14 protein-coding genes and 1 tRNA gene are annotated in these 15355 nt (G+C 64.6%); 9 read left to right on the forward strand and 6 right to left on the reverse strand.

Going from position 1 to position 15355, the window contains the following annotated elements:
• Positions 1 to 3: 3 nt before the first annotated feature.
• The 3 genes from cgtA to rplU form a co-directional block, all read right to left on the reverse strand.
• Complete coding sequence (cgtA, locus tag HNO52_RS17930) at positions 4 to 1188, reverse strand: Obg family GTPase CgtA (RefSeq protein ID WP_197566578.1); 1185 nt, start codon at positions 1186 to 1188, stop codon at positions 4 to 6.
• A gap of 84 nt (positions 1189 to 1272) precedes the next feature.
• A complete protein-coding gene (gene rpmA, locus HNO52_RS17935) occupies positions 1273 to 1530 on the reverse strand; it encodes a 50S ribosomal protein L27 (RefSeq protein WP_167119120.1) in 258 nt (85 codons plus the stop codon).
• Positions 1531 to 1562: 32 nt separating this feature from the next.
• Positions 1563 to 1874: a 50S ribosomal protein L21 gene (rplU, locus tag HNO52_RS17940; RefSeq protein ID WP_167119123.1), complete on the reverse strand. Its 312-nt coding sequence runs from the start codon at positions 1872 to 1874 to the stop codon at positions 1563 to 1565.
• A gap of 289 nt (positions 1875 to 2163) precedes the next feature.
• Between rplU and ispB the strand changes: the two genes are divergently transcribed.
• The 3 genes from ispB (at position 2164) to HNO52_RS17955 (ending at position 4920) form a co-directional block, all read left to right on the forward strand.
• Positions 2164 to 3171: an octaprenyl diphosphate synthase gene (gene ispB / locus HNO52_RS17945; protein ID WP_197569294.1), complete on the forward strand. Its 1008-nt coding sequence runs from the start codon at positions 2164 to 2166 to the stop codon at positions 3169 to 3171.
• Between the two features lie 120 nt (positions 3172 to 3291).
• A tRNA-Pro gene (locus HNO52_RS17950) sits at positions 3292 to 3368 on the forward strand.
• A 274-nt stretch (positions 3369 to 3642) separates the two neighbouring features.
• The gene (locus tag HNO52_RS17955) at positions 3643 to 4920 is read left to right on the forward strand and encodes a sensor domain-containing diguanylate cyclase (protein ID WP_197566579.1); all 1278 of its coding nucleotides are present in this window, start codon (positions 3643 to 3645) and stop codon (positions 4918 to 4920) included.
• 33 nt (positions 4921 to 4953) lie between these two features.
• Here HNO52_RS17955 and HNO52_RS17960 read toward each other — a convergent pair whose 3' ends face one another.
• Both HNO52_RS17960 and HNO52_RS17965 read right to left on the reverse strand, forming a co-directional pair.
• Positions 4954 to 6468 (reverse strand): phospholipase D family protein, encoded by a 1515-nt coding sequence (locus HNO52_RS17960; protein WP_232090384.1) that lies wholly within the window; start codon positions 6466 to 6468, stop codon positions 4954 to 4956.
• Between the two features lie 49 nt (positions 6469 to 6517).
• A complete protein-coding gene (locus HNO52_RS17965) occupies positions 6518 to 6760 on the reverse strand; it encodes a hypothetical protein (RefSeq protein ID WP_197566580.1) in 243 nt (80 codons plus the stop codon).
• 131 nt (positions 6761 to 6891) lie between these two features.
• Here HNO52_RS17965 and HNO52_RS17970 point away from each other — a divergent pair, with 131 nt between their 5' ends.
• Together HNO52_RS17970 and rapA are read left to right on the forward strand one after the other, a co-directional pair.
• Positions 6892 to 7692 (forward strand): TlpA family protein disulfide reductase, encoded by an 801-nt coding sequence (locus tag HNO52_RS17970; protein ID WP_197566581.1) that lies wholly within the window; start codon positions 6892 to 6894, stop codon positions 7690 to 7692.
• Between the two features lie 154 nt (positions 7693 to 7846).
• On the forward strand, positions 7847 to 10789 hold the full coding sequence (rapA, locus tag HNO52_RS17975; RefSeq protein WP_197566582.1) for an RNA polymerase-associated protein RapA: 2943 nt from the start codon (positions 7847 to 7849) through the stop codon (positions 10787 to 10789).
• 160 nt (positions 10790 to 10949) lie between these two features.
• Here rapA and HNO52_RS17980 read toward each other — a convergent pair whose 3' ends face one another.
• Positions 10950 to 11852, reverse strand: coding sequence for a TIGR01777 family oxidoreductase (locus HNO52_RS17980; RefSeq protein ID WP_197566583.1), 903 nt, complete (start codon positions 11850 to 11852; stop codon positions 10950 to 10952).
• A gap of 146 nt (positions 11853 to 11998) precedes the next feature.
• Here HNO52_RS17980 and HNO52_RS17985 point away from each other — a divergent pair, with 146 nt between their 5' ends.
• From HNO52_RS17985 to HNO52_RS18000, 4 genes are all read left to right on the forward strand, one after another.
• Entirely contained in the window at positions 11999 to 12379 is a 381-nt protein-coding gene (locus HNO52_RS17985) for a sirohydrochlorin chelatase (protein WP_197566584.1), read from the forward strand.
• A 122-nt stretch (positions 12380 to 12501) separates the two neighbouring features.
• Complete coding sequence (locus tag HNO52_RS17990) at positions 12502 to 13416, forward strand: MerR family transcriptional regulator (RefSeq protein ID WP_197566585.1); 915 nt, start codon at positions 12502 to 12504, stop codon at positions 13414 to 13416.
• A 19-nt stretch (positions 13417 to 13435) separates the two neighbouring features.
• A complete protein-coding gene (gene phrB / locus HNO52_RS17995; protein WP_197566586.1) occupies positions 13436 to 14854 on the forward strand; it encodes a deoxyribodipyrimidine photo-lyase in 1419 nt (472 codons plus the stop codon).
• 37 nt (positions 14855 to 14891) lie between these two features.
• On the forward strand, positions 14892 to 15326 hold the full coding sequence (locus HNO52_RS18000) for a nuclear transport factor 2 family protein (protein WP_197566587.1): 435 nt from the start codon (positions 14892 to 14894) through the stop codon (positions 15324 to 15326).
• The last annotated feature ends 29 nt before the right edge of the window (positions 15327 to 15355 follow it).

Genomic DNA, 15355 nt, shown 5'->3' on the forward strand with positions numbered 1-15355 from the left:
GCCTCACTCCACATATTCGACTTCGACATCGTAATCATCATCGTCGAAGTCGTCGTCCTCATCGCTGCGCTTGCGTTTGCGACCCAGGCGCGCCTCGGTCCGCGCCACCGCCTCAGCCTCCATGCGCTCGCGTATCTCCCGCTCGCGCTCGGCCGCCTCTTCGTCCTCATTCTCCAGCCGACGCTGCTCGGTGAGCCAGCGATGCGCCGCCTGCACCAGTGTGTCGGTGCCCTCGCCGCTGATCGCCGAGACACGGTAGACCGGCCCCTTCCAGGCAAGACCTTCGACAATGGCAGCCACCCGCGCCTCGCGCTCCTCGTCCGGCACCAGATCGAGCTTGTTGATCACCAGCCAGCGCGGTCGCTCGGCCAGGGTCGGCGAAAACTGCTCGAGTTCATGGGCGATGGCATGGGCCGCCTCGACTGGATCGGACTCGTCGAAGGGCGCCACGTCGACCACGTGGAACAGCAGCCGGGTACGGGTCAGGTGCTTGAGGAACCGAAGCCCCAGCCCGGCACCATCCGAAGCCCCCTCGATCAGCCCCGGCACGTCGGCCATCACGAAGTGCTCGTGCATGCCCAGCTTCACCACGCCGAGGTTGGGCACCAGAGTGGTAAAGGGGTAATCGGCCACCTTGGGCTTGGCCGCCGAGACCGAGCGGATCAGGGTCGACTTGCCGGCATTGGGCATGCCCAGCAGGCCGACGTCGGCCATTACCTTCATCTCCAGGCGCAGGTTGCGCCGCTCGCCGTCGGTGCCGGGCGTGGTCTTGCGCGGCGCCCGGTTGGTCGACGACTTGAAGTGAATGTTGCCCAGGCCGCGGCGGCCACCCTGGGCCACCAGCACCTGCTGACCGATCTCGGTGATATCGGCGATCACCTCGAGGGTGTCCTCATCGATCACCGTGGTACCCACCGGCACTTTGACCATCAAGTCGCCGCCGGCCCGGCCGCTCATTTGGCGCCCCTGTCCGGGACGCCCGCTCTCGGCCTGATAGAAGCGCTGATATTTGAAGTCGATCAAGGTGTTGAGGGCATCGTCACCGACCAGGTAGACGCTGCCGCCATGCCCGCCGTCGCCGCCATCGGGACCACCCTTGGGCACGTACTTCTCGCGGCGGAAGCTCAGGCAGCCGTTACCGCCCCTGCCGGCTTCCACGATGATCGAGGCTTCGTCGACGAACTGCATTGTGATTCTCCCGACGGACGCTACCGTCATAATACAAGAAGGCCCCGCCTGAGCGGGGCCTTCCGTCTACCGGTTCGAGCGCTCTCAGGCAGAGACGACGCTGACGAACTTGCGGTTCTTCGGACCCTTGGTCTCGAACTTGATCACACCGTCGCTGAGGGCGAACAGGGTGTGGTCGCGGCCGATGCCAACGCCGGTGCCGGCATGGAAACGGGTGCCACGCTGACGCACGATGATGTTGCCTGCAGTCACCGCCTGGCCGCCGTACAGCTTGACACCAAGACGTTTGGATTCTGAATCGCGGCCGTTACGGGTAGAACCGGCTGCCTTCTTATGAGCCATTGCAAAGTCCTCGCTCGTTAAGGGGAAGCCGCTTAGGCGGAAATCCCGGTGATCTTGACTTCAGTGAACCACTGACGGTGGCCCTGACGCTTCATGTGATGCTTGCGGCGACGGAACTTGATGATGCGGATCTTCTCGCCACGGCCGTGGGAGACGATCTCGGCAGCCACCTTGGCGCCGTCGACCAGCGGGGCACCAATGGTGACGTCGTCGCCATCGGCAACCAGCAGCACCTGGTCGAACTCGATGGTATCGCCAGTCGGGATCTCGAGCTTCTCGAGCTTGAGCGTCTGGCCTTCCTGAACGCGGTACTGCTTGCCACCGCTCTTGATTACTGCGTACATTTGCGTCTCTCCAGAACTCATCGGGGGTTGGCTCTTCGTCGACCTGCTTCGAGTGGCGCCCCTTTCGGCAGCCATCTGACAGGGAGCATGATGAGTGGGCCGCGCATTATAACTGCGGCTAGCGCTCCATTCAAGCAGCCGTCACCCCCACTCTCGGGTCGACGCTGCGCTACATCAAGGCGCACCGCGGCACAGCTTGACGCCCCCATGGGGGGGCCATAGCATGAGCCGCAACCCCAGGCCACTGCCACTTACCGGCATGCCGGCCCAACACCCGATGACACAGCCCATGCCAGCCAACGCCTCTACCCGCTCTTCAGACAGCAACGCCTCCGCCTCGTCGCTCCATGCGGTGGTCGCCAACGATTTCGCCGCGGTCAACCGCACCATCATGGATCAACTGGCGTCGCGGGTCCCGCTGGTGGAAACCATCGGCCAGTACATCATCGCCAGCGGCGGCAAGCGGCTTCGCCCCTTACTGGTCCTGCTTTCGGCCCGGGCACTGGGCTACCCAGGCGACAAGCACATCTCGCTGGCCACGCTGATCGAGTTCATGCACACCTCGACCCTGCTCCACGACGACGTGGTCGACGAATCTCACATGCGTCGCGGCCGTGTCACGGCCAACGACGCCTGGGGTAATGCCCCCTCGGTACTGGTGGGCGACTACCTTTACTCCCGCTCCTTCCAGATGATGGTGCAGATCGGCTCACTCAAGATCATGGACGTGCTCTCGAGCGCCACCTGCGTGATTGCCGAAGGCGAGGTTCAACAGTTGACCAACGTGGGCAACCCCGACATCGACGAAGCGGTCTACTTCGAAACCATCCAGGGCAAGACCGCCATGCTGTTCGAAGCCGCCACCCATAGTGGCGCCATCCTGGCCGGGGCCGACCCGCAGCAGGAAGCGGCACTGCAATACTACGGCCGCTACCTGGGCCTGGCGTTCCAGCTCGTCGACGACCTGCTCGACTACCAGGGCGAAGCCGACGCGATGGGCAAGAACGTGGGCGACGACCTGGCCGAGGGCAAGCCGACCCTGCCGCTGATCCAGGCCATGGCCGCCGGCACCGCCGACCAGGCCAAGACGATCCGTCAGGCCATCTGCCAGGGCGGGCTCGAGCGGCTCGAGGAAGTGCTCGCCATCGTGCGCGATACCGGCGCACTGGACTACACCCGAGCCCGCGCCGAAGAGATGTCGGCCAAGGCACTTGAGCAGCTCGATTTCCTGCCTCCCAGCCGCTATCGCGACAGCATGGCCGACCTGGCCCGACTCGCCGTCGAGCGCCAGAACTGAGCGGCACCGAGCCCGCTGCCGCGGGGCTTGCAAGGTATAGGGTTTTGCGTATAATGCCCATCCGTCGGCTTCAACAGAACCGACATCGGGCGTCTCCAAGAGACGGCTCGAAAGAAGCAACGGAGTATAGCTCAGCTTGGTAGAGCGCTGCCTTCGGGAGGCAGAGGTCGTAGGTTCGAATCCTGCTACTCCGACCAGAATTCCAAAAAGGCCTTGCGATCAATCGCAAGGCCTTTTTCGCTGCCCCCTCCTTTAGCCTGACATACCCACCTTCGGCGTGAACGTGCCGCGAAAAGACGCTATGCTGCGCGACCGGAGTCGCCAGGCGCCCCCTTCGGCTCATGACTCAAGCCAATCGACTCATACAGAAGCCATAAGAGACTTGCCCCAGAACAAGTCCCACTCATACGGAGGGCGCTCGTGAAGAACAGCGAGCTTGCAACTGCGCACGGCAGCGCCGGGAGCGCTGCCATGCCCGGCCCCCATTGGTCCAACAGTGATCTCGACACGCTGCGGGCCAAGTTCTATCAGCTTCACATTGCCGTGGAACAGAGCCCGGCCGCAACCGCGATCACCGATACCGAAGGACGCATCGAATACGTCAATCAGCGCTTCATCGAGGTGACCGGCTATACCCGCGAAGAGCTGATCGGCAAGACGCCTGCGATGATCCAGTCGGGCCTGACGCCCGAAATCGTCTATCACGACCTGTGGCAGACCCTGCGCAGCGGCCAGGTCTGGCGCGGCGAATTGCAGAACCGCAAGAAGAGCGGAGAACTCTACTGGGAAGCCGAAACCATCACGCCGGTGCGCAACGATGCCGGCGAAGTCGTGCGCTTCGTGGCGGTTAAAGAGGACATCACCGAGCGCAAGCGCCAGGAAGAGGAGCTGCGACTTCTTGCCAGCGTGTTCCAGACCGGCCAGGCCACCTTGATCACCGATCCGGAAATGCGCATCGAGAGGGTCAACCAGGCCTTCACCGACATCACCGGCTACCGGCCCGAAGAAGTGATCGGCCACACGCCACGGCTGTTCAAGTCAGGGCGGCATGACAAGGCGTTTTACTCCCAACTGTGGCAGGACGTCATCGAGACCGGCCATTGGCAGGGCGAGATCTGGAACCGCAACAAGTACGGCGAGATCTACCCGCTGTGGCAGTCGATCACGGCCGTCCATGACGAGGCCGGCAACATACGCCACTTCATTGCGGTATTCCACAACATCGCCGAACGCAAGCGCCTTGAGCAGGAACTGGAACAGCAGGCCACCCGCGATCACCTGACCGGGGCGCATAACCGCCGCGCCTTCGATGCCGCCATGCGCAAGGCGATTCGGCAGGCTGAACGCAGCGACAACACCTTCTCGCTGCTGCTTTTCGATATCGACCTGTTCAAGTCGGTCAACGACCAACATGGCCACGATACCGGCGATGTCATCCTCAAACGCCTGGCCTTGCTGGTAGGCAAAACCCTGCGCAGCACCGACCTTCTGGCCCGCTGGGGCGGCGAAGAGTTTGCCATCCTGCTGCAGGACACGTCCGCCCAAGGGGCGTCGACATTCGCCGAGCGCCTGCGCCAGCAGGTGGCCGAGACCCGCTTGCAGGGTTTGGCCGTCACCATCAGCCTGGGCATTGCCGAATACCGTCGAGGTGAAAGCCCCGAAGAGATGCTGGCCCGAGCCGATGGCGCGCTTTATCGCGCCAAGCGGGCAGGACGCAACCGCGTGGGCATCGCCGACACCCACCCCTGAGCGCCGGCCGAATGCTGCTGTACGTCCCGAAGCCTAGAGCAGGGGTTCCAGCCAGGTGATCCTTCCCAGCAGGGCGCCCAGTCGCTGCCAGAGACTGCCGGGCTCGCGCCCCAGCCGCACCGGCTCCCCTTGCTGCACGGTCTGCCAGTAGAGTTGCCCCGATGCCGAGCGTCCGACCCGATAACTCAGCTCCGGCGATTCGCCGACTTCCGCCAACTCATGAAGCTCGGCGGCCAGGCCCGGGCTGGCGGCGAGTACACCCACTTCGGTGTTCCACCACACCGAACGAGGGTCGACATTGGGCGAGCCGACGAACACGCGGTCGTTATCGATGACGAGCGCCTTGATGTGCAGAGAGGAAGCCGACGAGCCCACGCTGAAGCCTTTGTCGTCATTGGACTCGCTCTCGGCGCGCATTTCATAGAGCGCGACGCCGCTTTCGAGCAGCGCTCGCCGGCGCGTCTGGTAGCCGCCATGGACCAGCGGCACATCGGTCGCTTCGAGGGAGTTGGTGAAGACCTCGACCTCGACGCCCGCCTCGGCCCACTGCCTCAGGCGCTGCGTGCCGTGCGCGCCGGGCACGAAGTAGGCGGAAACGATCAGCAGCCGCTCGCTCGGCTCTTCGGCGCGCTCGAGCAGCTCACCGGCCATGGTGCGATCGAGCGCCGGGCGCCCAGGCCATGCAGGCTTGCCCGGCGGATCCCAAAGGGCGATGCCTTCCCCCCAGTGCAGCCTGCCTACCAGCGGCCCCTGCTCGACATCGGCATAGCGCTGGCGAAGGTCGACGAAGTAGGAGGAATCGGCATTGGCTTCGAACCACTCGGCAAGCGACGAGCGCAGTTCGCGCCAAGCCTCTTCATCGGCACGGTGGTAGCGCCCGATGGGCTGCGCCAGACCATGATTCCAGTAGAGATGAAAGCTTCGCGTCAGCGGCTCCACCACGGGGCCGAGCGTCAGCAGGTCGAGGTCGGTGAAATTGCGCGGTTTGCTGGCGCTGTAGTATTCATCACCCAGGTTGCGCCCACCGACGATGGCCAGGGCGCCGTCGGCGATCCACAGCTTGTTGTGCATGCGGCGATGCTGGCGGCCGGCCTGCGGCACCGAGGCCAGCACGCGACCCGCCAGCGTGCCGCGACCGATGCTCAGCGCATTGTAAACGCGCACCTGGATATTGGGATGCGTGTCGAGTGCGGCCAACTCCGGCCCTTTTCCCACGGCGCCCAGGTCATCGATCAGCAGGCGCACCTCGACCCCCCGATCTGCGGCGGCCATGAGGCGATGCAGCAGCATCCGTGTCGTCAAACCGTCACCTAGCAGGTAGGTCTGGATATCGAGTCGTCGGTCGGCCTGCTCACTCAGCAGCAGGCGCAGGCTGAAGGCGTCCTGGCCACTGGAGAGCAGCGCGAAACCGCTCTTGCCCGGATGCGCGGAGGCGCTCATCTGCGCCCACTGGCCCAGCCAGGTGGCCTCGCTTTCGGCAACGGACAGCAGCGCCCCATGCTCACGCGGAACCGACGTGCCGGCGCACCCCAGCAACTGAAATGCCATCAGGCAAAATAGCACCGGGAGCCAGCAGGCTCGATTCGAACCGCCGGATTCAGTGCTCGTCATCGTCGTCCGCCAGGCGCCGTGCCATGGCCTTGCGCGCCCTGTTGCGGCGATAGAGTCGAGCCAGCGCCAGCGCCAGCGCAAACGCAACCATGGCGACCAGCGTCACTCCCTGCCAAGGACGGGCAGCCTCGCCTCCCATCACCGTTTCCAGCGTGATGATGAGGATGAAGCCCAGCGCCTGACTGCCAATGGCCAGGGCGCGCAGGGTATCGAACGACTTGTGTGCCATGAAGGGCTCCCACCGGGTGACAGTGCTGTCCTTGCGCAGTAGGCTTGCTCTGCTGACGCAGTAACCTTCTGCAAGTGAATGATTCTACCCGGTCTTGCCATTTGCGCCGACCCCCTTCTCGGAGCTGACCAATGGACGCCTTCGCCCTGGGCCCCGTACTGATATCCATCCCGCGACTGTATGCCATTGGCTGCGCCCTGTTGTTGCTGCTCGCGGCCTGGTTGTTGCTGGGGCTCTCCTCCGCCGATCGCACGCGCTGGTTCAACGGCCTGCTGCTGGCCTGGTTGGTCGGTGCTCGCTTGGGCCATGTGGCGATGAATCTCGACGCTTACGTCGCCGCCCCGCTGGACGTACTCAAGCTGTGGCAGGCTGGCTATCACGGGTTATGGGGGCTGCTTGCAGCGTTGATCTGGACCGGCTGGGCATTGCGCGACCGACTGCTATCCATGATCGGCGCCATGGGCCTGGTCATTGGCGTTTCGGCACTGTGGCTGGTGCTGATCACCCTGGCGCCGCTGGGCGGCGACATGCCGCTGCGCGAACTGCCCGACATCACCCTGGAGAATCTCGATGGCGAGCCGGTCAACCTGCAGAATCTGCGTGGCGAACTTGTAGTGATCAATCTATGGGCCACCTGGTGTCCGCCCTGCCTGCGTGAGATGCCGCTGCTGGCCGAGGCCGACGAGCGTGAAGGGGTCAGTGTCGTAGTAGTCAATCAGGGTGAAGAGCTGCTGCAGGTGGTCCGCTACCTCGACGAGCAGGCACTGGCCTTCCGCTATCCGCTGCTCGACCCGAACCAGAAGATGATGACGACGACCGAGTCGCCGGGACTGCCTACCACGCTGCTGTTCGACCGCGAAGGGCGCGCGGTGGAGCGCCATGTGGGCGAGCTGTCGCGGGCGCAGCTGGACGACTGGCTGAAGCGCCACTAGAAAACACACACGATGTCTGCGTCCTACCATTTCTCGCTCTTCTCAACCAGCCTTAAGCCGTGGCGGGCTTTGCGTTAGAATCCCCCGCCCTGCTGCTGACGGAGCCTGTTCCGCCGACAGCATGCGCACCGTATTCAGCATCGACCGAGGCATCATGAGCGACTTTTCACCCGGCCAGCGCTGGATCAGCGATGGCGAGGCCGACCTTGGCCTGGGCACCATCCTGAGTTGCGATCACCGTAGCGTCACCGTGCTGTTCGGCGCCAGCCAGGAAACCCGCACCTACAGCAGCCGTCAGGCGCCACTGACCCGAGTGGCCTTCGGCAGCGGTGACCGTATTCAGGCCGCCGAGGGCTGGCGCCTGACCGTCGACGACAGCAAGGAGGTCGACGGATTGATCGTCTATATCGGCGAGGACGACCAGGGCGAGCTGCGCGAACTGCCCGAAGCGCGCCTGGCCGACAGCATGCAATTCGATCAGGCCCGCGATCGCTTGCTGACCGGCCAGGTCGATCGCAACGACTGGTTCGACCTGCGCTTTCGCACTCTGCACCACCATCATCGCATCGAGCAGAATCCGGCACTGGGCCTGTCCGGACCGCGCATCGACCTGATTCCGCATCAGTTGTACATCGCCGACGAAGTGGCACGCCGTCACGCGCCGCGCGTGCTGCTCGCCGACGAGGTGGGCCTGGGCAAGACCATCGAAGCCGGCCTGATCCTGCACCGCATGCTGCTCACCGGACGTGCCGAGCGCGCTCTGATCCTGGTGCCGCCGAGCCTGACGCACCAGTGGCTGGTGGAGCTGCTGCGGCGATTCGCCCTCGATGTGACCCTGCTCGACGAGCAGCAGAGCCTGGCCCAGGCCGAGGCCAACCCGTTCGAGTCCGGCCAACTGATCCTGGCAAGCCAAGAGTGGCTCTTCGCCAACCCTCACCGTCAGGAGCAGGCGGTGGCCTGCGATTGGGACCTGCTGATCGTCGATGAGGCTCACCACCTCGACTGGAGCTCCGAGCAGGTCGGTCCCGGCTACGCTTGCGTCGAGCGCCTGGCCAAGACCGTGCCGGGCGTGCTGCTGTTGACCGCCACCCCCGAACAGATGGGCCTCGAGAGCCACTTCGCCCGCCTGCGCCTGCTCGACCCCGATCGCTACCACAGCATCGATGCGTTCCGTGAAGAGGAGCAGCACTACGTGGAGGTGGCTCAGGCCATCGACGCGCTGGAAAACCTGTCCGCAGGCGGGAAAGGCGATCGCAATTGCGTGGCCGCGGTGATCGATGAGCGTGACAGCCTCGCCCTGCTGGACCTCCTGACCAGCCCCGAGAGCAGTCCGGAGCAGCAAGCCAGCGCCCGCGACCAGCTTCGCGAGCAGTTGCTCGACCGCCATGGCACCGGCAGGGTGATGTTCCGCAACAGCCGCCGCCATGTCGGCGGCTTCCCGGAGCGCCGTCTGCACCTGGCGGAGATTCCGTTGCCTTCGGCTTACCGTCGGGTGCTGCGCAAACTGGAGCGTGACGAAGACTATCTCGACGAGCTGCTGATCGAGACCGGGCTCGACCACCCCGACGTGCTGATCTACCCCGATGCCACCTACCGCGAGCTGTCGGATGACCCACTCAACGCCGAGCCCTGGTGGCAGATCGACCCGAGAGTAAATTGGCTGCTGGAGCGCCTCGCTGATGAAGGCGTTCAGGGCTTCGCCGGCGACAAGGTACTGGTGATCGCTCACGGACGCGAGACCGCACAGGGCCTGGCCGAGGCGCTGCGCGTGCTGGGTGGCATCCATGCCCCGGTGTTCCACGAGGGACTGACGCTGGTCGAGCGTGACCGTGCCGCAGCGGCCTTTGCCGATGAGGAAGAAGGCAGCCAGGTGCTGGTGTGCTCGGAGATCGGTTCGGAGGGGCGCAACTTCCAGTTCTGCCGACATCTGGTGATGTTTGACCTGCCGCAGCATCCCGACCAGCTCGAGCAGCGCATCGGCCGCCTGGATCGAATCGGCCAGCGACACACCATCGAAATCCACGTGCCGCTGTTCGAGGCCAGCCCCGGTGAACGCCTGCTGCGCTGGTTCAGTGAAGGAATGGATGCCTTCGATGCCCCCCACGGCGTCGGCAGCGAACTGTTCGATGCCTTCGGCGATGCCTTGGCCGAGGCCTTGCTCGATGACGAGGCGCTCGACGACGTCATCAAAGAGACCCGCGCTCTGTTCGAAAGCCGCCTGGCCCAGCGCGATGCCGGCCGCAACCGCTTGCTCGAACTCAACGCCTGTCGCCCGGTGCGGGCCGGAGAAGTGGCCGCGGCGATCCGTGAACTCGACGACGACCCGGCGCTGCCGCGCTACCTCGACCAGGCGCTGGACATATTCGGCGTCGACGGTCAGGAGCTCGGCGGCGGCCTGTTGCACTTGCAGCCCAGCCCACAGATGCTAGACGGCCTGCCCGGCCTGGCCAAGGGCGAGGAGGGCTTCACTGCCACCCTGTCGCGCGCGCGCGCATTGGCCCGCGACGACGTGCAGCGGCTCTCCTGGGAACATCCGCTGCTACGCGAGATGATGGGGCGCATCCTCGACGGCACCATGGGCAATACTGCTCTGGCCCTGCTCAAGCATCCGGCGATACCCGCCGGGCGGCTGATGTCGGAGCTGGTTTTTCGCACCTATTGCCCCGCCCCCAGGCGGCTGCATGTCAACCGCTTCCTGCCGCCGACAGCGGTGCGCGTACTGCTCGACGAATCCGGGGCCGTGCTCAGCGGCAAGGTCTCCTTTAGCGGTTTGTCGAAGAACCTTAAGAAGGTCAAGAAAGCCATGGCGCGAGACCTCATTCGCAGCCGTCATGATCAGTTGCGCGAACTGCTCACCCAAGGCGAGATGGAGGCCGAGCGTGAGCTACCGAGCATCGTCGAGGCGGCCCAGCTTCGCATGCGCCGGGAACTCGATGGCGAGCTGGCCCGCCTGGAGGCGTTGGCTCGCCTCAACCCGGCGGTGCGCGAGGAGGAGTTGGAAGCACTACGCCGTGAGCGTGGCGAACTCGATGCCGCCATCGATGGCACTCGGCTGCGGCTGGATGCGGTGCGGGTAATCGTCACCGTCGGGGAGTAAGAAAGGCTGATTTATTGCTGCGCTCGACATGCTGGTCGCCGGCGGTGCTCACAGTCCTCATTGAGCACCTAGTCAACTCCGGCTGTTGCGCTCCGGCGGCGACCAGCCTCTCATCGCTCGCGACATAACTCAGCACTTTCTCAAAAAAGCTCAAAGGAAATTAAAGAATATCCGCCAGCGCCTGTTCGAGCGTCGGGAAGCGGAACACGAAGCCGGCCTCGAGCAGGCGCGCCGGGCGCATGTCGGCGCCGGTCAGCAGCAGGCGTGCCATCTCGCCGAAGGCGGTTTCCAGCACGACCGCAGGCACCGGCATGACGGCGGGTCGATTGAGCTGCCTGGCCAGAGTGCGAGTAAACTCGGCGTTGGTGACGGGATGCGGCGCACTGCCGTTGAACGGCCCGTCGAGATCGTCGCGCTCGAGCAAAAACAGGATGCTGCGCACCAGGTCCTCGCGGTGGATCCAGGGCATGTACTGGCTGCCGTCGCCAAAGCGTCCTCCCAGGCCCAGCTTGAACGGCGGCAGCATCTTCCCCAGGCTGCCGCCCCCCGAGTCCAGCACCAGGCCGGTGCGCAGTAGTGCCACACGGGTACCGAAGTCGGCCGCCTCGAGCGCGGCGTCCTCCCAGCGCTTGCATAGTCGGTGAGCGAACTCGTCGTGGGGAGCCGTCTGTTCGGTGACCTCTTGGCTTCCCTGATCGCCGTAATAGCCCATTGCCGAGCCCGACACCATGACCTTCGGCGCCTTGCCGCTGGCCTGCTCGAGCTGCTCGCAGAGGATCACCAGGTCGCGGGTGACGTTGACGCGCGAATCGATCAAGCGATTTTTCTGCTCGTCGCTCCAGCGCTTGGCGGCAATCGGCTCCCCGGCCAGGTTGACGATGGCATGCGGCGGCGAATCCACGAAATCGAGCACCGAGCGTCGTACGTCGGCGCCTTCGGGCAGCTTGCGCCTGGCGGTCTCAGGTCTGCGGGAAACTACCTGCAAGCGATGCCCCGCCTCTCTCAGGCGCAGACACAAACGTTGACCAACGAAACCGCTACCACCGGTTATCAAGACTCGCATTCGATTCCCTCCCGCATTTGGCCGCTTCGCGCCGCTCGTTATACAACCGTTGTACATCTCTGCTATGCTGGCGGCAACCGGGCATTTCACGGCGAACTCGAAATACCAGCCCGGGCGTTTTACTGTCGCATGCCCCGGAGACCGTCATGTCCTACAACTTGATCCTGCTCGCCCATGGCTCCAGCGACCCTGCATGGCGCGCCCCCTTCGAACGCTTCCACGAGGCCTTGGCCGCACGCATGCAGACACCGCTAAAGCTAGCCTACATGGAGCTTAGCGAACCCTCGCTGGAAAGCAGCGTGGCCGAGCTAGCTGCGGCCGGCATTCGACGCGCCGAAATTCTTCCGCTGTTCTTCGCCGCCGGACGTCATCTGCGTAAGGACGTCCCGGCCCAGGTCGAGGCACTGAGGGCGAATCACCCCGATATCGAACTGATGCTACTGCCACCCGTTGGTGAGCACCCCGCCTTTATCGAGGCTCTGGCCGCCGTGGTCGCCGAGCAAGCGGGAGAAGCATTGCCGACTTGACCATGACCGCCATCAGTTGTACACCGCTCATTTAGTGTACAATATTCCTTGGCAGTGGACTGCGACAACGTTTCGATCAGGTTGCTGCTGCGTGGCCAAGACAACACAAGAGGCAGGCGAGCATGACCGAGAAGGGGGCCCACCCGGCCGACACACCGCTCTATCCTATTCGCGAGGTGTCACGTATCACCGGCGTCAACTCGGTTACCCTGCGCGCCTGGGAGCGTCGCTACGGACTGATTCGCCCCAAGCGTACCCCCAAGGGGCATCGCCTCTATGCCCGCGAGGACATCGAACGGGTCGAGCGCATTCTGCAGTGGCTGAGCCGCGGTGTACCGGTGAGCCAGGTCAAGGAACTCATCGATCAGCCGCAATCTGCGCCCGTTTCCGAGCCTGTCTCAGGCGACTGGACCAGCCAGCAACGGCAACTGATGGCGGCCATCGAGGCTCTCGACCAGGGCCAGATGGAAACGCTCTTCACCCAAAGCCTGGCACTCTACCCCGTGGCCATCTGCCTGGCGGAACTTTGGCAGCCGGTGCTACGCGAACTCGAGGAACACTGGACCGACCAGCTCGGCGCCGCCTTGCAGCGCCGTTGCCTGGAGTCGTTCCTGCGCACCCGCATCGGCATTCGGCTCTACCATGCCAACCGACTGGCCAAGGGGCCCGTACTGCTGATCGCCCCGCTGCCCGACGATCCCGGCACCCTGTGGCTGCTTTTGGCGGCACTCGCGGCGAGCGATGCCGGTTACCAGGTCCAATTGATGGACAGCGCCCTTCCCTTCGGTGAACTGCCGCTGGCGATCGAGCGCCTGCATGCCGCCGCGCTGATTCTCGTCAGCGGTCGCGCCGAACGGGCAGACCTGATCCGCCGCCAACTGCCTCGCCTGGCCGAGCAGCTCGATGCTCCTCTCGGCCTGTGCGGGCCGGTCGCGCGTATTCGCAACGGCGACCTGGCCGACAGTCTGGTGGAACTGCTCGGCGACGACCTGCCCCTGGCCATGGCCCGCATGCGTCCGCTGATTCTCGACCACTGACCATCGCGAGCCAATCGCCATGACCTGCACCCTGATGTGGTTTCGCAGCGATCTTCGCGTTCAGGACAACACGGCGCTGGCTGCCGCCGCGCGCCGGAGCCCGGTGATAGCAGTGTTTCTGCGGAGTATTCCCCATTGGCAGCGCCACGGTCATGGCGCTAACAAGCTCGACTTTTGGCATCGCGGCGTCGCTACCCTGGGTGAGGCCCTGGCCGGCATCGGCATTCCCCTGCTGCAACGCGACATTGACGACTTCGACCAGGCCCCGGCCACCCTGCTCGATATTGCCCGCCAGGTCGACGCTACAGCATTGCATTTCAATCACGAGTACCCGCTCGACGAGCAACGCCGCGACCGGGCAGTGGCCGATGCCTTCCATCAGGCCGGCATCATGGTGACCGGTCATCATGATGCCGTTGCCTTTGCCCCCGGCGAGCTATTGACGGGCAAGGGCGATTTCTACAGCGTCTACACGCCCTTCGCACGAGCTTGGCACCGTCAACTGACGGCACGGCGCCTGGCGCTGCGTGACGCTCCGTCGCCGCAAGCATCCATCAGGACCGAAAGCGAGCGCCCTCTCGCTCCGCCGCCGTTGGCGGCAAACCCGGCCGATGCCGGACTCTGGCCGGCCGGCGAGGCCGCCGCCGCCGATCGCCTGGAGCGCTTCCTGCGCTTTCGCGCTCGGCATTATGTACGGCAGCGCGACTTCCCGGCGCTGGCCGGCACCAGCGAGCTCTCTCCCTACCTGGCGCTCGGCATGATCTCGCACCGCCAGTGTCTGCAGGCGGCGCTGAGCGAGAACGACGGCAGCCTGGCCGAAGGCGATGCCGGTATCGTCAGTTGGGTCAACGAATTGGTGTGGCGCGAGTTCTACCATCACGTAGCGGCGGGTTTCCCGCAGGTGTGTCGCTTCCGAGCCTTTCAGCCGCACACCGAGGCCCTGGCCTGGCGTGACGACGAAACGAGCTTTCGCGCCTGGAGCGAAGGACGCACGGGCTACCCCATCGTCGATGCCGCCATGCGCCAGCTGCTCCGCAGCGGATGGATGCACAACCGCCTGCGCATGGTTGCCGCCATGTTTCTGAGCAAGCACCTGCTGATCGACTGGCGGCGAGGCGAGGCGTTCTTTCTGCGCCACTTGGTGGATGGCGAATTCTGCGCCAACAATGGCGGCTGGCAGTGGGCGGCCTCGACCGGCACTGATGCCGCACCCTATTTCCGCCTGTTCAACCCCACTACCCAGTCGCGCCGTTTCGACCCGGATGGCCGCTTCATCGCCGAGCACGTTCCCGAGCTTGCCGTGCTGCCGCCGCGCGACCGCCATGCCCCCAGCGACGATCAGCGGCGTGCCTGCGGTTATCCGCTACCCATCGTCGACCACCGGACGGCTCGTGCCCGGGCGCTCGAGGCCTTCAAGTCACTGTCCCCGCCTGCCTAGCGCAGAGCGCCCCCCCTACCCACACGGAGCCATCGCCATGCACCGGGACGACAGCCTGGAGGCGTTCTGCGTCGCCTTCAATAAACTAGACAAAGACTGTACAAAATTATTGTACGAGTTATATACTCGAGATGTGCTCTTTATCGACCCTTTCCATCGAATCGAAGGAATCGATGCGCTTGAGGCGCACTTCAGCAAGTTGTACGAGAACGTGACGGCGTGTCGCTTCACCTTTCACGACCGCTTGGCGCAAGGGAACCACGCCTATGTCATCTGGACGATGCATTTGCGCCACCCGCGGCTGGGCGGCGGCAAGCCCGTCACGGTAGAGGGTTGCTCGCAGCTGACCTTCTCGGCCCGGGAACCGCAGCGGGTGTGCCAACACCGTGACTACTTCGACGCCGGGGCCATGCTCTACGAACAGCTGCCGGGGCTGGGAAGCCTGGTGCGCTGGCTCAAGCGTCGAATTTGACGGCAGGACGACGGCTACGGGAGAAAGCG

The organism is Halomonas sp. MCCC 1A13316, assembly GCF_014931605.1.
In the GTDB taxonomy this organism is placed as follows: domain Bacteria; phylum Pseudomonadota; class Gammaproteobacteria; order Pseudomonadales; family Halomonadaceae; genus Halomonas.